The organism is Brasilonema octagenarum UFV-OR1, assembly GCF_963888615.1.
GTDB lineage: Bacteria > Cyanobacteriota > Cyanobacteriia > Cyanobacteriales > Nostocaceae > Brasilonema > Brasilonema sennae.
In genome coordinates this window covers 13,422-32,323 of sequence record NZ_CAWPKW010000161.1, presented here as the reverse complement: position 1 = coordinate 32,323, position 18,902 = coordinate 13,422, and the positions used below count along the sequence as shown (strand labels likewise).

The window sequence follows — 18,902 nt, the reverse complement described above, 5'->3', positions numbered from 1 at the left end:
TCAATATTGTCTGTCGTAAATTTGCATCACTCGTTTTTAGTGATGAAAGTTGGTAACCAAGCCGAGAAATTAATAGAGTAATTTTCTTTACAAGGTGTTTATGCAGTTAACAAACAAAAATTTATACCTTCAGTCAAATATTCAGGCAGCTAGCTTAACCGATGTTGAGGACTGCCATGGTACTCAAACAAATGACCTTGAAAAAGAGCAACTTAACTATTGGAAGCAGCAGCTAGCAGGTGCTCCTCCAGTACTGGAATTGCCCACGGATAGAGCGCGACTACCCGTACAAAGTTACCGAAGTGCAAAACAATCTTTTTTACTACCCAAGAGTTTATCAAAAGCATTACAGACACTGTCACAACAAGAAGATGTGACACTGTTCATGACATTGCTGGCGGCATTTGGGACTCTACTGTACCGCTACAGTGGACAGGAAGACATTTTGATTGGTTCTCCGATTTCAGGGCGAAATTCTGCTGAGATAGAAGGGCTAATTGGATCTTTTGTCAATACCTTGGTTATACGCACAGATGTGTCTGGCAACCCGAGTTTTCAGGAACTGTTGCAAAGGGTGCGAGCGATGGCAACGTCCGCCTACGCTAACCAAGACTTGCCGTTTGAAGAGCTAGTAGAACAACTGCAAGCAGAGCGTTCGCCTGCGTCGCGGTTTGCAGCATCGCTTTCCTATCACCCTCTGTTCCAGGTGATGTTTGTTTTGGAGAATACACCCAAACAAACATTGGATTTATCCGGATTGACCATCACACCCTCTGAATTAGATAAGGTTACATCCAAGTTAGATTTGACCTTGTTAATGGAGGAGACAGAACAAGGATTCCAAGGAGAGTGGGAATACAACGCCCAGTTATTTGATGATGCCACGATAACTCGGCTGAATGGGCATTTCCACAGATTGCTAGAGGGAATTGTTGCTGATCCTAATCGCTCGATTGCAGAATTACCATTGCTAACTGTTCAAGAACAGCAGTTATTGCTGGCGTGGAATAATACTCAGGCAAATTACCCAGAACAACTTTGCATCCATCAATTGTTTGAGGCTCAGGTAGAACAGACACCAGATGCAGTCGCAGTTGTCTTTGGTAACGAACAACTAACCTACAAGCAGCTCAACCAACAGGCAAATCAACTAGCGCATTATCTCAGGCAGCTAGGAGTCAAACCAGATGCCCTTGTGGGAATTTGTGTAGAGCGATCGCTTTTCATGGTGGTAGGACTACTCGCGATTCTCAAAGCTGGTGGAGCATACGTACCTCTAGATCCGGCATATCCTCAAGAGCGCCTAGATTACATTTTGTCGGATGCTCAGGTATCAGTGCTGCTAACTGATTCTTCACAAAAAATGAGTTCTCCCGAACTCTCCTCTAACAAAAAAGTTAAGGAAGATGCGATATCCCATAAGTTTCAAGTCGTTTGTATAGACACAGACTGGGAAAGCATTGTGACTGCTAGTACACAAAATCCTGCACCGTATTCTACCGTCGAGCATCTAGCGTACGTTATTTATACATCCGGCTCGACTGGCAAGCCCAAAGGAGTGCAAATTCCGCACGGTGCTGTGGTCAATTTCTTAACATCCATGCAGCGCCAACCTGGATTAACACCAGCGGATATCGTCATAGCAGTCACAACAATATCATTTGACATTGCCGCCTTGGAACTTTATTTGCCTTTAATAACAGGTGCGCGTGTTCATTTGGTGACGCGGGAAGTAGCAAGCGATGGCAGATTGCTGAGCAAGCAAATCGCTGCGGGTGGTGCGACAGTGATGCAAGCTACCCCAGCCACTTGGCGGATGTTGCTGGCTGCTGGATGGGGTGGTGTTCCTGGTTTGAAAATTCTCTGCGGCGGTGAAGCCTTACCTAGTGATTTGGCGCAGCAATTATTAGCAACAGGGGCTGCGATTTGGAATATGTACGGTCCTACGGAGACGACGATTTGGTCAACCGTCTTTGAAGTAGGAGCAACACAATTATCTCAAACCTCAATCCCCATTGGACGCCCGATCGCCAACACGCAAATTTATCTGCTCGACTCTCATCTGCAACCAGTGCCCATTGGCGTGCCTGGGGAACTGCACATCGGCGGTGATGGGCTAGCGCGAGGTTATCTCAACCGCCCAGAGTTGACACAGGAAAAATTTATCCGCAACCCCTTTAGTCAGGAACAAGGATCACGACTGTACAAGACAGGAGACTTAGCTCGGTTTTTACATGATGGTAATGTTGAGTACGTAGGACGTATCGATCATCAGGTAAAAATACGTGGATTTAGGATTGAATTGGGAGAGATAGAGGTTGTACTGCGACAACACCCATCTGTTCTGCAAGCTGTCGTCATTGCCCGTGAAGACGTTCCTGGAGACAAGCGGCTCGTGGCATATGTGGTGGTGAAACAGGAGCATATTCCTGCTAGTCCGAGTGAACTGCGCCGCTTTTTGAAGGAGCAGCTACTCGATTACATGGTGCCCACAGCATTTGTGTTCTTGGATACACTGCCATTAACACCTAATGGTAAGATAGACCGCCGCGCTTTACCTGCACCAGATACATCCCATTTCATTAGTGACAACAACTTTGTTGCACCTCGTAATTCTACGGAAGAGATTTTAGCCGCTATTTGGGCGCAAGTATTGGGTCTGGAGCGCGTAGGCATCCATGACAACTTCTTTGAATTGGGCGGACATTCTCTGCTGGCGACACAAGTCATTTCTCGGGTACGCCAAGCGTTAGGTGTAGAAATGCCCATACAGTTGCTGTTTGAAACACCAACGATCGCCGACTTAGCAACTGCCATTACCCAAAGTCAAAACCAGGGTACAGAGGAACACCAGACTATTACCCGAGTTGCCAATCGACAGTCAGCCCCCTTATCCTATGTGCAGCAACAACTGTGGTTTTTGGCACAGTTAGAACCAGACAGTGCAGCATATAACATTGTTGAGGCAATGCAGTTGCAAGGCGACTTGAACGTGGATGTCTTGCAACAGTCATTAGATGCAATTGTTGCTCACCACGAAATCCTCCGAACCAACTTTATCGCCCAAGATGGCAATCCTGTGCAGGTTATCGGCGCTCCTCGGGCAGTGGAACTGAAGGTGATCAACCTGATCGATGAGTCGCTGACTGAAGACACCAGTGTTGTACAACAACTGCTACAAAATGAAGCGCTGCGCCCCTTCAATTTAACATCAGACTTGATGGTGCGTGCGTGCTTGATACAGCGATCGCCACAAGAGAATATCTTGCTGTTGCTTTTGCACCACATTGCCACCGATGGTTGGTCGATGAGCATTTTATATGACGAGTTGACAACGCTTTACCAAGCGTTCAAGGACGGCTTGTCTAATCCATTGCCAGAATTACCCATTCAGTATGCCGACTTTGCAGTTTGGCAACGCGAGTGGCTCTCTGGTGACGTGCTGCAAAAGCAACTCAACTATTGGAAACAGCAGTTAGCGGGTGCAACCCCAGTACTGGAACTACCCACAGATAGACCACGACCACCAGTTCAGTCTTACCGAGGTGCCAGGCAATTTTTTCTAATACCCCAGAGTTTATCGCAAGCACTGCATGGACTGTCACGGCAAGAAGGTGTGACGTTGTTCATGACATTGTTGGCGGCGTTCCAGACCTTGCTGTACCGCTATAGCAGACAAGAAGATATTTTAGTCGGGTCTCCGATTGCGGGGCGAAATCGCGAGGAAATAGAAGGGTTAATTGGATTTTTTGTCAATACCCTGGTTCTACGCACCGATATGTCTGGCAACCCCAATTTTCGGGAACTGTTGCAAAGGGTACGTTCAATGGCGATGTCCGCTTATGCTCACCAAGACTTGCCGTTTGAAAAGCTCGTAGAACAACTACAACCAGAGAGATCACTAAGTTATCACCCTCTGTTCCAAGTGATGTTTGTTCTGCAGAATGTTCCTACACAAACATTGGAGTTGCCAGGACTGAGCATCACTTCCACAGACGTGGATCATTTGGCATCGCAGTTTGATATAACTTTATCAATTGAGGAAACAGAACAGGGACTGCGGGGATTATGGGAATACAACACTGACTTGTTTGATGCTGCCACAATTGTGCGGATGAGCGAGCATTTCCAGACATTGCTCGAAGCAATTGTGACTGATCCACAGCAGCAAATTACCCAATTGCCACTGCTCACCCCAAATGAACGACAGCAGTTACTTGTTGAGTGGAACAATACTCAGGTAGATTATCCACAGCAGTGTATTCATAAATTATTTGAGCAGCAGGTGGAGAAGACGCCTGATGCTGTGGCAGTAGTTTTTGAAGACAAGCAACTTACTTACCAACAGTTGAATAATCGCGCCAATCAATTGGCACACTACCTACAAACTCTGGGCGTAGGACCGGATGTACTTGTGGGGATTTATATCGAGCGTTCCCTAGAAATGGTCGTAGGACTACTGGGAATTCTCAAGGCAGGTGGTGCTTATGTGCCTCTGGACCCAGAGTATCCCCAAGAGCGCTTAGAGTTTATGCTGGAGGACACTCAGACACAAGTGTTGCTTACTCAAGAGAAATTGGTCAAGAGCTTACCGACTCATGAAGCGCAAGTCATTTGTTTGGATTCTGAGTGGGAACTCATTGCCCAGCACAGCGAAGAAAACCCTGTGTCTGATGTGACAGTTGATAACTTAGTTTACATCATCTACACCTCTGGCTCTACAGGCAAGCCTAAGGGTGTCATGCTTGCTCACCGTGGAGTTTGCAATCACCTCTGGTGGCGGCAAACAACGTTTCAATTAACTGAACAAGACAAAGTCTTACAGACCTTTTCTTTGAATTTCGATCCATCAGTCTGGCAGATATTCTGGACGTTATCGTTTGGTGGACAATTGGTTATGGCTCGCCCCGGTGGACATCAAGACCCTGCCTACCTGGTGAAGGTGATTATCGAACAGCAGATTACTATCGCTGGGTTAGTACCATCTATCATCCGCGTTTTATTTGAGTAAAAGGGAATTGAAAATTGTACTCGCCTGCGGCACGTCACTAGTGGTGGTGAAGGTTTGGGAGTCGAATTCATTGATCGCTTCGTTGAGCGTTTAAATTTGCACAATGTTTTGCTCAATTGCTATGGTCCAACTGAAGGTTGCATCGATGTAACTTCTTGGACTTGCCAGCGTGGGAGTAATTACACCATTGCTCCAATTGGTCGCCCGACTGCCAATGTACAAGTTTATATATTAGATGAAAATTTACAGCCTGTGCCTGTTGGTCAATCGGGTGAGTTGCACATTGGCGGTGTCGGGTTGGCGCGAGGCTATCTCAACCGTCCCGAATTGACGACAGAAAAGTTTATTCGCAACCCCTTTAATAGCACACCAGGTGCACGTCTTTATAAAACTGGGGATTTAGCGCGTTACTTAAGCGACGGAAACATAGAATTCCTTGGTCGTATTGACCACCAAGTGAAGATTCGTGGCTTCCGCATTGAATTGGGAGAAATTGAAGCTACCTTAGGTGAACATCCTGCAATACAACAGAATTTAGTCATCCTAAGAGAGGATATTCCTGGCGACAAACGCCTCGTGGCTTATGTGGTGCTACACCCAGAACAAGTTGCCCCAACTTCAAGTGAATTGCGTGGCTTTTTACAGGGAAAACTACCTGAGTACATGGTGCCAAAAGCATTTGTCTTTTTGGATGTCATACCATTAAACCCTAATGGCAAAGTAGATCGCCGCGCTTTACGTGTACCAGATACATCAGATTTCGATAACAGCAACTTTGTTGCACCTCGTACTCCTACTGAAGAAGTTTTAGCTGTTATTTGGGCGCAAATTCTGGGTTTGGAACAAGTTAGCATTCACAGCAACTTCTTTGAGTTGGGAGGACATTCGCTACTCGGAACACAAGTGATTTCTCGGATACGCCAAAACCTGAATGTGGAAATTCCATTACAGTTGCTGTTTGAAACACCAACTATTGCAGGTTTAGCAAGTGCCATTACTTCGTTAAGCTTGGCTAACGCCCAGAACCAGAGTACAGATGTCCTAGAACAGCAGACCATTCCCCAACTAGCAGATCGCCACTCAGCTCCGTTATCCTTTGCTCAGCAGAGAATATGGTTTTTGGACCAGATGGAGCCAAATAGCGCGGCTTATCTAATGCCGCTCGCACAACGCTTGCTGGGTAAGCTCAATATCGGTGTATTGCAACAGTCTTTAGATGCGATCGCTGCCCACCACGAAGTCCTGCGAACTAACTTTATCGCAGAGGATGGTGAGCCAGTGCAGATCATGAGTTCTTCGAGGTCAGTAGAACTCAAGATAATTGACTTGACACAGGAGCAAGCAAGCAATCAAGAACAACAAGTGCAGCGTTTGTTGAAGCATGAGGCGCAACGCCCATTCGACTTAAGATCTGACTTGATGCTGCGAGCCACCTTGCTACGGATAGACCACCAAGAGTATATACTTTTGTTGGTTGTGCACCACATCGCTTCTGATGGCTGGTCAATGGGCATCCTGTGCCAACAGTTAGCATCTGTCTACGAAGCCTTTTTGAACGACAAGCCAAATCCCCTGGCAAAATTGCCCATCCAGTATGCTGACTTTGCTGCTTGGCAACGGCAATGGCTATCTGGTCAAGTACTGGACACCCAGCTAAACTATTGGAAAAACCAGCTAGCGGGTGCTACACCTTTAGAATTACCAACCGATAAACCGCGACCAACAATCCAGAACCACCAAGGGGCACGCCAATCTTTAGTGTTATCAAAGAAACTCACCTCGGCGCTCAAAGCACTGAGTCAGCGGTCAGATACTACCTTGTTCATGACTCTACTAGCGGCGTTCAAGACGTTGCTCTACCGCCATACAGTACAGGAAGATATAATCGTTGGGACTCCAATCGCTGGTCGTAACCAAACCGAGACTGAGGGGCTGATTGGCTGTTTTCTGAATACGCTCGCTCTGCGTAGCAACCTTGGGGGGAACCCGAGTTTCTTAGAATTGCTAGGTCGAGTTCGTAAGGTGGCTTTGGATGCTTATACTCACCAAGAGATACCCTTCGAGAAGCTCGTAGAAGAGCTGCATCCAGAACGTAACTTGAGCCGAAACCCAGTGTTCGATGTCATGTTCAACTTCATCAACACTCCACAGACGGCTTTGGAACTCCCTGGATTGACCCTCAGTTTGCTAGAACTGAGCGAATCTGAGTCAAAATTCTCCATGACTTTGTATGTGGAGGAACACTCAGGTGAGCTGAATTTGCAACTGGTGTATCAGCAGGTCTTATTTTCTGCTGCACGCATGACTTGCCTTCTGCATCAATTCCAGCATCTGCTTGAGCAGATCGTTGCAACTCCGGATAGCGAAATCGGATTATATTCCCTCGTAACACCAGAATCTCGACCTTTGCTTCCAGAACTGAGTGCAGCCTTGCCGGAACCACGGTACGAATTGGTGACTACAATGTTTACCTCTTGGGTAAACTCTGCGCCAGAACACTCAGCAGTCTGCCAAAGCGATCGCTCCTGGAACTACAACGAATTGTCCACAAGCGCTCATGCCCTAGCACAGGTTCTGCTGAGTCATGGGGTTAAGCGTGGTGAGGTCGTCGCCGTGTTCGCCTCACGCAGCTTTGGGCTGATTGCCAGTATGATGGGCGTACTCTTGAGTGGCGGTGTGTTACTGACTATCGATCCGAAGCTTCCTGTGCATCGACAGCAAATCATGCTTGAGGAAACCAAAGCTAAGTACCTATTGTGCATTGGTGACGAGCGCTCAGAACACAAGGAGTTATGGGAATCTCTAGCTATCATTTGCGTAGATCCAGATACAGGAAAAACCATAAATTCCGAAACGGACAGCAGTGGAGCAATTGACCTACCTCAACTGTCTGGTGACGATGCAGCTTATATTTTCTTTACTTCCGGCACCACAGGTATTCCTAAAGGTGTGTTGGGGTGTCACAAAGGGATGGCGCATTTTCTCAACTGGCAGCGGCAAACTTTTGCAGTTGGTCAGCAAGACCGCAGTGCCCAATTAACAGGGCTTTCCTTTGATGTCGTCCTTAGAGATGTCTTCCTACCTTTGACCAGTGGAGCAACTCTTTGTCTGCCGGCAGAAGGTGATGAACTAGAACCGACGCGAATTCTACGTTGGTTGGAACGCGAGCAGATATCTCTGCTGCACACAGTTCCAACGCTTGCCCAATCGTGGTTAGTCAATGTAGCGCCGGGAGTTTCTCTACGTGCCTTAAAACGTATCTTCTTTGCTGGAGAACCTCTCAAGGATACACTCATACATCGGTGGAGGGAAACTTTCCCAGAGGGAGGCGAAATTGTCAATCTCTATGGACCGACAGAAACAACTTTGGCAAAGTGCTTTTACCGAGTTACTGCTGATGTCCTGCCTGGAGTACAACCTGTTGGTTCACCACAGCCAGAAACCCAGGCACTGGTTTTAGCACAAAATAATCAACTGTGTGGTATTTGTGAACCAGGTCAGATTGTTATACGGACACCATTCCGTAGTTTAGGTTACATCAATGCCTCTGAAGAAAATCGTTCTCGGTTTGTCAAGAACCCCTTGGGCAACAACGAACAAGATTTGCTTTACTACACTGGCGATCGCGGACGCTATCGTCCAGATGGTACTCTAGAAATTCTTGGTCGCTTGGATCGTCAAGTAAAGATCCGAGGAGTACGCATTGAACTTAGAGAGATTGAGACGCTGTTAGGTGAACACCCCAGTGTAGAGGAAGTAGTGGTTATTGCCCGTGAAGACCAACCTGGTGATCAGCGCTTAGTAGCTTACGTTGTTCCACAGCAGGAACAAGTCAAGACAACTGATGAACTGCGGCGCTTTCTGAAGGAGAAGCTGCCCAAATATATGATTCCTTCAGCTTTTGTGATCCTAGACGCTCTACCCCTGACTCCTAACGGTAAAGTAGATCGTCGAGCTTTGCCAATGCCAGAGCAAGTTAGGCAAGAGGTGGAAGAAACATTTGTTGCTCCCCGCGATGAGATAGAACGCCAGCTGACACAGATTTGGGAAGAAGTTTTGGGGATTCAACCCATTAACGTCAAGGATAACTTCTTTGATCTGGGGGGGCATTCCTTACTCGCTGTACGCTTATTCGCTCAAATAGAGAAGAAATGCGGCACATCCATTCCCCTAGCGACACTTTTTACTTCAGGTACAGTGGAAGCTCTTGCTAAGTTACTATCCAGTAATCAGGAAAAATCAAAAACTTCTTGGTCATCCCTGGTAGAAATTCAACCGAAGGGTTCCAAACCACCTTTGTTCTGCATTCATCCGCTTGGTGGAGAAATTCTGTGTTACCGCCCTTTGGCAATGCATCTAGGATCGGATCAACCATTTTATGGGCTACAACCACAAGGGCTAGATGGAAAACTTCCTCCCTATACCCGCGTTGAAGATATGGCAGCGCACTACATTAAGGAAATCCAGACCATTCAGCCCAATGGTCCTTATTTTCTAGCTGGCTACTCGTTTGGGGGTACAATTGTCTTGGAGATGGCTCAGCAACTTCACTCTCAAGGTGAAAAAATAGATCTTCTAGTTATGTTGGATACCTGTCGTCCGGGTTATGAGAAACGATTGCCATTTCATAAGCGAATTCTCTTGCATCTCAATAATGTTTTACAACTAGGACCTACCTACCTTTGGCAAAAGCTTGCGGGCTGGAGAGAGTGGGGTACGTATCAGCTCAAAGCAAGATACAAGCGTCACTTGAATGTAGTGCATCAGTTACCAGAAACTGACAAGCACTTAAGCATCATAGACGCTAACGTGCAGGCTAAGAACGAATATATCTTCCAAATTTACCCAGGTCGAATGACCCTCTTGCGGACTGAAGATAAGAATCGGGACGAAGCTGTAGGTGTAGAATATGAGCCTGAATTCGGCTGGGGTGATATCGTTGCTGGAGGAATTGATATCCATCATGTTCCCGGATCTCACCTTACCCTGCTTGAGGAACCCCATGTACGGGATCTGGCAGAGAAATTGAAAGATTGCTTGGATAAATCGTATAATTCAATACATTTAGTTAAACAGTAGCTGTCACCCGTACATTCATTACAATGTACGGGCTGTACAAGTCAAGCCTCCAGAGCAGGCTTGACTTGTATAGCCGAGGCTTTGCGTTGTTCCCGAGTTGTTGGAGCAGCAGCAGCCACCGCTGCAAACTATACACTCAAGCACGCTATATCAACTTTTGAATTTAATACATCTGGTGACAATTTAAACACAGTGTGATAGTTTGTAACAAAAACTCATGCAGTCAACTCAAACACAAATCCTTGAGAAACATAATCGTTTTAGTATTGGAACACAGCAGAATCAGCCCAGCAGTGTTCTTTCTAGAAGCTTAGTATTCATAGACACAGCCGTAGCGGATTATCAAACCCTAGTGCTTGGAGTGGAGAAAGGCACACAGGTGATACTTTTGCACCCAGAATGGGATGGTGTCGAGCAAATCACCGCTGCATTGTCTCAGCGAGCAGACGATGTAACCACAGTCCATATAGTCTCACACGGTTCACCAGGATGCTTGTATCTGGGCAATAGCTGCTTGAACTTAAAAACCCTAGAATTCTACGCCAGTCTCTTAGAGGAATGGTTTCCAAAGGGTTCTACTCCCTCGTTGTTGCTCTATGGCTGCAACATAGCAGCCACAGACATCGGCATCGAATTCATATCCAAATTGCGCCAAAAAACGGGAGCACAAATAGCTGCTTCCACTACCCCCACAGGGAATCCAGCTTTAGGCGGTAACTGGAAACTGGAAGTAAGTACACAGAAAACGACGATATCGTTGGCATTTCCTGTTGCAACTCAACTCGCATTTACTGGGGTGTTAAACCCTAGCCGCGTCTCCGTAGGTGCAAGCGGTAACCAAACAAATAACAACTCGTTCAGCCCAGCCATCTCCACTTCCGGGCGTTATGTAGCATTTCGGTCTGATGCTAGCAACTTAGTAGCAGATGACACGAATAACTTAAGTGATATTTTTGTCTACGATACTCAGACAGGTATTACCAACCGCGTTTCTGTAGGTTCAGGCGGCGTTGAAGAAAATAACGCTGCTAATGGGCGTCCTGCGATCTCGGGAGATGGACGTTATGTGGCGTTTGAGTCATATGCCAGCAATCTAGTAGCAGATGACACGAATGACTTTAATGACGTCTTCCTCTATGACACTCAAACACGCATCACCAGCCGCGTTTCCGTAGATTCACAGGGAAATCAAGGAAATAATGCATCTTTCTTTCCTGTCATTTCGGCAGATGGACGTTATGTGGCGTTTGATTCATTTGCTAGCAACTTAGTTCCTGACGATACAAACAACATTCGTGACGTCTTCCTCTATAACACTCAAACACGCACTACTAGCCGTGTGCCCGTAGATTCACAGGGAAATCAAGGGAATAATGCATCTTTTTCGCCCGTCATTTCGGCAGATGGACGTTATCTGGCATTTGAGTCATATGCTAACAACTTGGTGCCAGGAGACACTAACGACACTGGTGACATCTTCCTCTATGACACCCAAACACGCACCACCAGCCGCATTTCCGTAGATTCACAGGGCAATCAGGGAAATAACGAATCCTTCTCGCCCAGCATCTCGGCAGATGGACGTTATGTGGCATATGCTTCATATGCCAACAACTTAGTAGCACCAGACACTAATAACACTGCCGACATTTTTGTTTACGACACTCAAACACGCACCACCAAACGTGTTTCTATAGATTCACAAAAGAATCAAGGAAATGACTTATCCTATAACTCCGTCATCTCCGGTTCAGGACGTTATGTCGCGTATGAGTCATATGCCAGCAACTTAGTAACACCAGACACTAATAACAGCCGTGACATCTTCCTCTACGACACTATTACCAACAACGCCCCAACAAACTTGGCGTTGAGTGCTACTAGCGTAGATGAAAAGGTGCCTGCGGCAACACAAATTGGCCTTTTCACTAGCATAGATCCAGATACAAACGACCAGCACACTTACACCTTAGTGACGGGGACGGGCGATACTGATAATGCCGTCTTTACTATTAATGGCGACAAACTACTCATTAATAATTCCCCCAACTTTGTAAGCAAATCTAGTTACAACATCCGCGCCCGTACTACTGACAACGGTGGACTCTACTTTGACAAACAGTTCACTATTAACGTCAATCAGAGCGTCAATCCGGGCGTTAATCCGGGCGTCAATCCGGGCGTCAATCCGGGCGTTAATCCGGGCAATAACTCTACTGTAACTACTCAGCCGCCAACGACTCCTCAGTTAACTCAAATTGCTTCTGATGTTTTTAACATTAAAGGTAATAGCAGTCAAACCAAACTTTCAGTTAAGCTCACAGATCATAGTTCTTCACTTGTCAATGAAGTAGGAGTATTTACCGTTGACGATGCACAAGGTCGAATCAACGGTATTCTCCCTGGTAGCGCTGGTTACAGCGAAGCTGCCTTGAATCGATCTCAGGTTATTTTCTCTGCTCTTGCTAATACCCCAAGTGGATTTGATACTAACCTGACACGTAAATTGGCGTTCGACTCAAATGCCAACTTGAGATTTTATTTAGTACCTGACAGCACCACAGATTCAGTATTGTTTGATAATACCTCTTCAACAAAAGTGGTGTTTCCATCTGCAGCAAATTTCAAAGTCGAAAGCTTGAACAACGGAGAGTTTTCTTTGGGTTGGAAAGATCCATTAACTCAAAATGGTGACTTCAATGCTTTGGGAATCAATGTGAAAGCAACAAATGAAGAATTTTCTTTAGGTAGCAGTCTGCAAGGAAAACCGCAAGATCAACTCATCGACTTGCGACAAGTTAACACTCAAGTCAAAGCTGATTTTGTTCTCAACAGAGAAGCTGCTTTTAGTGACTTTATTGGTTTCTACAAAATAGCAGATGACAAGGGTGGTATTGATACGAATGGTGACGGTATAGTTGACCTGCGTCCGGGAGATGCTGGTTATGCACAAGCTGCTGTTAAGGGACGTGTTCCTGGCATTGACTTGACGGTAAACAACCAAGCGACGGCAAATTTCACTGGAATTTTCAATGGTGGTTCGCTGTATGCCCCGTTCATGATCGTCAATGGGAAACCTGATGCACTCTTAGATAGTAATTCCAATAACGACCCACAAGTTTATTTTTCATTCTTGGGTGCTAATTCTGACAAAACGGATCATGTTTCTTTGTTGGGAGATAACGTTTTTGGTTTTGAGGATCTGGTTAATGGCGGTGACAAGGATTACAACGATGTAACTGTCCGAATCAATTTGAGTCAGGCATAATTCTACGTATTATAAATATTAAATTATACTTTACGGCAAACAAGTTTGACTATGAAGAGAATCAGCAGACGTGAAGCAATGAAGATCGTAGCGCTTGCGGGAGGTACCGTTTTACTTCCTGTAGGACTTCAATATCGAGGATACACTCAAACAGTTAGTGGAACAGTCGCGCCATTTACACTTTCCTTTCGCACACCACCAGTGTTGAATCCAGTACGTAGCGATTCAACAACTGACTACTACCAAATTAGGATGCAGAAGGGTCAAGTAGACATTTTACCTGGACGCACTACCGAGGTTTGGGGTTATAACGGTATATTTCCCGGACCCATAATAAAACAGCGTGCAAACCGGGTATCAACTGTACGGTTTATCAATAATCTTGATGTGAATACATGCGTTCACCTGCATGGAATGACATCTTCGCCCCAGTACGATGGCTACACTTTGGATTTCATTTCTCCAGGGTATTACAAAGATTACGTTTATCCCAACTCCCGAGCTGCTAATTTCTGGTACCACGACCACGGGCTTGCTCAGACTGCCAGAAATGTGTATATGGGGTTAGCTGGAATGTATATTGTTCAAGATGATCAAGAACTTGCGTTGCCACTTCCCAAAGGAAATTATGATATTCCTCTGATCATTCAGGATAGGCAATTTGCGTCTGATAATTCACTCATTTTTGATAATCGAAATCAGACCAGTGTTATGGGTGACACAATTGTAGTCAACGGCGTACCTTGGCCCCGTATGGAGGTAGCCAACCGCAAGTACCGTTTCCGGGTGTTAAACGCATCAAGTTCCCGCTCTTATGGACTTGCTCTGAGTACAGGTGATGCGTTGACTGTGATTGGTACTGATGGTGGGTTAATGTCTGCACCAGTGAATACTCAAAACATACGTCTTGCTCCGGCAGAACGCTATGACTTAATTATCGATTTCTCCAGATATCCTTTGGGGACTCAGGTAGAACTGCAAAATCTTCCACTACCAAATAACCTTGTTTTCGCCAACACAGACAAAATTATGCGCTTTGATGTAGTGCGATCCGAAACAGATGACAGCGTTGTTCCTAGCACACTACGCAATATTCAATCCATTCCAGAATCCTCAGCTGTACGAACTCGCGACTTCACGGTGCAGCAGAGAGCTGATGGAGTTTGGGCGATCAACGGTAATGGGTGGGACCGAAATCGAGTCGATGCAAATCCTCAACTAGAAGATGTGGAAATATGGACATTTAGAAACACCGCAAATCTCTCGTTTCATCCAATGCACCTCCACCTCATTGATGCTCGAATACTTGACCGTAATGGTCAACCGCCTTTTCCTTATGAGGTTGGCCTGAAGGATGTCTTCTACGTTGGTGAAAACGAGACAGTACGCGTGATTGGGAGGTTTAGACCTTTTGCGGGTAAATTTATGTACCATTGCCACAACATGGTTCATGAAGACCGCGACATGATGAGTCAGTTTCAAGTGGGGCAAGGTGGGATTAATCCGATGTCAGCCCCAGCCAGACCGCTTCCAGCACCACCGCTTTAAATTTATATTTCCTCAAGCCAGGAGTGTCTAAACCGTTAATGAAAGCGCATGGTGGCGGATGTGATCCTCAATAAAACTGGCGATGAAATAATAACTGTGGTCATAGCCGTCTTGATAACGCAAGTTGAGCGGCTGGTTAACTGCTGCACAAACTTGCTCAAACACCTCAGGTAGCAACTGCTGACTAAGAAATTTATCAGCCGTACCTTGATCGATGAGAATGGGACTGTGGTATTCTGTTTGCCTGACCAATTCACTGGCATCGTAAGCACGCCAACTTTCCTTATCCTCACCAAGGTATCGGCTAAACGCCTTTTCACCCCAAGAACAGCGCATTGGTGCGGCGATGGGCGCAAAAGCTGATACTGATTTGTATTGCTGAGGATTTCTCAAAGCGCAAACAAGCGCACCATGTCCCCCCATTGAATGACCGAAAATGCCTTGTTTGTCTGGTTGTGCAGGAAAATGTTCGGCAATCAAAGCAGGCAATTCTTGCACAACATAACTATACATTCGGTAGTGAGACGCCCAAGGTTCAACAGTTGCATCCACATAAAAGCCAGCACCTGTGCCAAAGTCCGAGTCGTCATCCTCACCAGGAATACCAGTGTTGCGGGGACTAGTATCTGGTGCAACCAGCATGATACCGTATTTTGCCGCATATTGCTGTGCCCCTGCTTTAATCATAAAGTTTTCTTCTGTGGAAGCCAAACCAGAGAGGAAATAAAGAACTGGTACTGGTTTTTGGGTGGCTTGCGGTGGTTGGTAGACAGCAAAGCGCATTTCCCCGTTACAGGTAGAGGAGGGATGACTATAGAAGCCGAGTTTACCACCGAAGGATTTATATTCTGAGGTGAGGTTGGGGTTAGTCATGAGTGTTTAGTTAGTGTTCAAATCTCGATAAATTCTAACCCCAAGGGTTCCTAATGTAGTAAGTTACAATCAATACGTTGTAGTAAATTTTCTAACATTATCGTAGTTCGCCGTAATACCCCATCCGCCATGCGGTGGGGATGTAAGGCGGTGAGTGACGATTGTATCTGTGCTTAATTTACCCGCAGGGGAAAGAGAGCACAAGATGCATGAGGAACGAACTATCTGTGTGTTGATTCACGGAGAGTTTTGATATGGTCTCTAAGGATTTCAGCCATTGACAAGTTTTTTCTTTCGGAACAGTTTTTGAGGATTTCATACTCTTCCTCGGTAACGTTGAATTGTATTTTTTTCAGTCTAGCCACTTGAAGTACTCCAAATTATACTCCATAATTAGAGTATATAGTACAGGCTGAAAAACCGCTAGCACGCGACAATGAAAACTCTGGAGTGACTCCAAGCGACTGGCTAGTAAAGTAGTAATGCTCAGTGGGTAGGGAAAGTCCACTTTAAAAACCCAGTCCTTGTCTAACAGACCTGGCGTGAACCTAGAAGAAAAAACAACTTAAAATCACAGCGTACGGCGGGGCACGCCGGAACGCGAGGAAAAGGAGAGGAACGGAATTCTAAGACACTCTCTGCAAAGTACTCGAAAGCTTGGGGACAGATGCCCTCTAGGTCTTTCGTAAACTGACTCGATACTTGGTCACCAACGACGGGTATTTGGTTTAGATACTGCCAGAAAGTAGTCGGCGACTATGATTTGGATACGAAGGTTTACGGTTGCTGGACGAACCAAGAATCCCCATCCGCCATGCGGTGGGGAGTGTCAATCCAGCTAAAGTGAATATTATCACCGTTGAAACTCAATTACTTCCTGGTTAAGAGTGTGGTCTCAACTAGACCATTTATCACCACAAGGCTTAAGTTTCAAGACTATATTTAAAAAAAATTCGAGACATGGGACAAACTATTACTCAAGTAGATGCATTTAGCAACACACCTTTTGCAGGTAACCCGGCTGCCGTCTGCATTTTACCTACTCCCCAGTCTGAGGACTGGATGCAAAAGGTGGCGCAAGAGATGAATTTATCTGAGACTGCGTTTTTGGTGAGGCAGGAAGATGGTTTTGCGCTGCGCTGGTTTACGCCTACAACAGAAGTGCCATTATGTGGTCATGCTACCCTAGCTAGCGCTCATGTTCTTTGGTCACAGGGGCATCTTTTGCCAGATGAGGTGGCTCGTTTCCACACCAAGAGCGGAGTGCTGATTGCTAAAAAGCATGGAAATTGGATTGAACTCGATTTTCCTGTAAATTATTCAGAAGAAATAGCCGCTCCTCCTGAACTCGGTGAAGCTTTGGGTGTTCCAATCAGAACGGTGATGAAAAATTCCTTGGGTTATCTGGTGGAGGTCGAGTCTGAAGATTTAGTGCGACAAATGCAGCCGAACTTCCAGCTACTCAAAGCGTTACCCCTTGCCAAGGTTATTGTTACTAGTTTAACACACGAAGACTCAGAATACGATTTTGTCTCTCGCTTTTTTGCTCCGGGAGTGGGAATTAATGAAGACCCAGTGACTGGGGCTGCTCACTGTTGTCTGGCTCCGTTTTGGCGCGATCGCCTTGGCAAAGATGAGTTTTTAGCATATCAAGCGTCTAGTCGGGGCGGTGTCTTGAAGGTGCGTTATGAGGGTGGTTCTCGTGTCTATATAAGTGGACAAGCAGTTACCGTTCTGCGTGGAGAATTAATTTGAAAATGCAATTCGTCACTCCCTGTCTCAAACCTAGTTTAGATTCTGTGAAAATCCCTGTCAGGTTATACACTGCTTAAGGAAACCTTTTTTTGTATACGAGTTTGTAAATCTGCCAAAAGTGTTTCTCCACTGCGTCGGGCTTCCCAAGGACCAGAGTCCCAAAGTTTAAGACTCCACTGTCCTTGCATATAATCTTCATTTTCTGAGATTGTGCCGACGTAGGTAATTGGATCAGGTGAAGTTGTGAAGTAGCGCTTGATAAAGCTGATACGACGCCCAACTACCTCACCGGCAAGCTGGGCTTCTCCCAAATTGCTGTCATCCAAAATCCTACCAGTCAATGTGTTACCACTTTGAATCAATGTCACTTCAAAACGGGTAGGAATTCCTTGTTGCCAGTAAGTTCCAAGCCAAGTGCCATTTACATCAGCCATAGGGAGTATTTCGTAACTTCAATCAAGATTTATGCTTAAACTACGAGTAATAAATATATGTTGGTCAAAGTTTTCGCATATTTCTACTGACGGGGTCAAAACCTCTAGAAAAACGCGTACTATCGTCGTACCAAGCCCCACTCAAATTTGCTCCATAGAGCTTAGCAAAGTTTAGCTTCGCTCCCCTAAGATTAGCTTCATGCAAGTTGGCACCGCTTAAGTTAGCTCGTGTCAAGTTGACACCAGCTAAGTTAGCAGCCCCAAGGTTTGCTCCCCACAGTTTAGCTTTAGCTAGGTTTGCTCCGCTTAAATCCGCTGCAAATAAATTGACTCCAGCGAGCATTGCTTGAATTAACTTGGCTCTAACAAGCTTCACTGCTGGAAAATCTCTCTCTCCTGCTACATAACGCTGCTTCAGTTCATTTGCATCCATGCTTGGTTCACCTTGCTCAGCAAACTGGAAGCTATCTGCTCCCATTCCTGGTCTAATTCTACTTTTGACTCTGACTGACCGCTACGTCTATACCAATAACGAGCATTGATCAAATCACCCTCTTTGCGGTGCAAGTAGGCGTGAACCCAGGCACTATCATCATCGTTAGCGTCTTCTTGTACTATTTCGTGTGCAGTATCCCACTCACCTTTTTTATCATACCAAAGGCCCTGCAACGCTTTTGGCAGTGACTCAAGACATTTTGGATTTTTTTCTATAAATTGCTTGAATGTTACCGCAGTCATCATACATTTACCTAGAAAATATCAAGCCTCTATTTCTAGGATACAAATTCTAGGCTACAAATAAGTTCTGACTTATGAAAGAATTTTCATACATAGCACAGTAGCTATCTACCCTCTTAAGTAGATGTTCCCTAGCAAAGCTAGGGAAGCAGACAAGTAGCTTATGTGTGAGCAACAATATCTAGCTTGAGTACTA

At 45.7% G+C, this 18,902-nt stretch carries 7 protein-coding genes and 1 pseudogene; 4 read left to right on the top strand and 4 right to left on the bottom strand.

Going from position 1 to position 18,902, the window contains the following annotated elements; translation table 11 throughout:
* The first annotated feature begins 100 nt into the window (after window positions 1-100).
* The 3 genes and pseudogenes from AC5590_RS10970 (at window position 101) to AC5590_RS10960 (ending at window position 14,906) form a co-directional block, all read left to right on the top strand.
* Window positions 101-10,090 (top strand): annotated as a pseudogene (locus AC5590_RS10970) (non-ribosomal peptide synthetase).
* Between the two features lie 217 nt (window positions 10,091-10,307).
* Complete coding sequence (locus AC5590_RS10965; RefSeq protein WP_169263879.1) at window positions 10,308-13,358, top strand: DUF4347 domain-containing protein; 3,051 nt, start codon at window positions 10,308-10,310, stop codon at window positions 13,356-13,358.
* 78 nt (window positions 13,359-13,436) lie between these two features.
* Window positions 13,437-14,906: a multicopper oxidase family protein gene (locus AC5590_RS10960; protein ID WP_246162648.1), complete on the top strand. Its 1,470-nt coding sequence runs from the start codon at window positions 13,437-13,439 to the stop codon at window positions 14,904-14,906.
* 27 nt (window positions 14,907-14,933) lie between these two features.
* Here the strand turns inward: AC5590_RS10960 and fghA are convergent, their stop codons facing one another.
* Window positions 14,934-15,779 (bottom strand): S-formylglutathione hydrolase, encoded by an 846-nt coding sequence (gene fghA, locus AC5590_RS10955; protein WP_169263877.1) that lies wholly within the window; start codon window positions 15,777-15,779, stop codon window positions 14,934-14,936.
* A gap of 960 nt (window positions 15,780-16,739) precedes the next feature.
* Here fghA and AC5590_RS10950 point away from each other — a divergent pair.
* Window positions 16,740-17,534 (top strand): PhzF family phenazine biosynthesis protein, encoded by a 795-nt coding sequence (locus AC5590_RS10950; RefSeq protein ID WP_169263876.1) that lies wholly within the window; start codon window positions 16,740-16,742, stop codon window positions 17,532-17,534.
* Window positions 17,535-17,596: 62 nt separating this feature from the next.
* Here the strand turns inward: AC5590_RS10950 and AC5590_RS10945 are convergent, their stop codons facing one another.
* The 3 genes from AC5590_RS10945 to AC5590_RS10935 form a co-directional block, all read right to left on the bottom strand.
* A complete protein-coding gene (locus tag AC5590_RS10945) occupies window positions 17,597-17,968 on the bottom strand; it encodes a hypothetical protein (protein ID WP_169263875.1) in 372 nt (123 codons plus the stop codon).
* 64 nt (window positions 17,969-18,032) lie between these two features.
* On the bottom strand, window positions 18,033-18,401 hold the full coding sequence (locus AC5590_RS10940) for a pentapeptide repeat-containing protein (RefSeq protein WP_169263874.1): 369 nt from the start codon (window positions 18,399-18,401) through the stop codon (window positions 18,033-18,035).
* Window positions 18,383-18,706 (bottom strand): hypothetical protein, encoded by a 324-nt coding sequence (locus AC5590_RS10935; protein ID WP_211178332.1) that lies wholly within the window; start codon window positions 18,704-18,706, stop codon window positions 18,383-18,385. The genes AC5590_RS10940 and AC5590_RS10935 overlap by 19 nt, the downstream gene beginning before the upstream one ends.
* Window positions 18,707-18,902 lie beyond the last annotated feature (196 nt).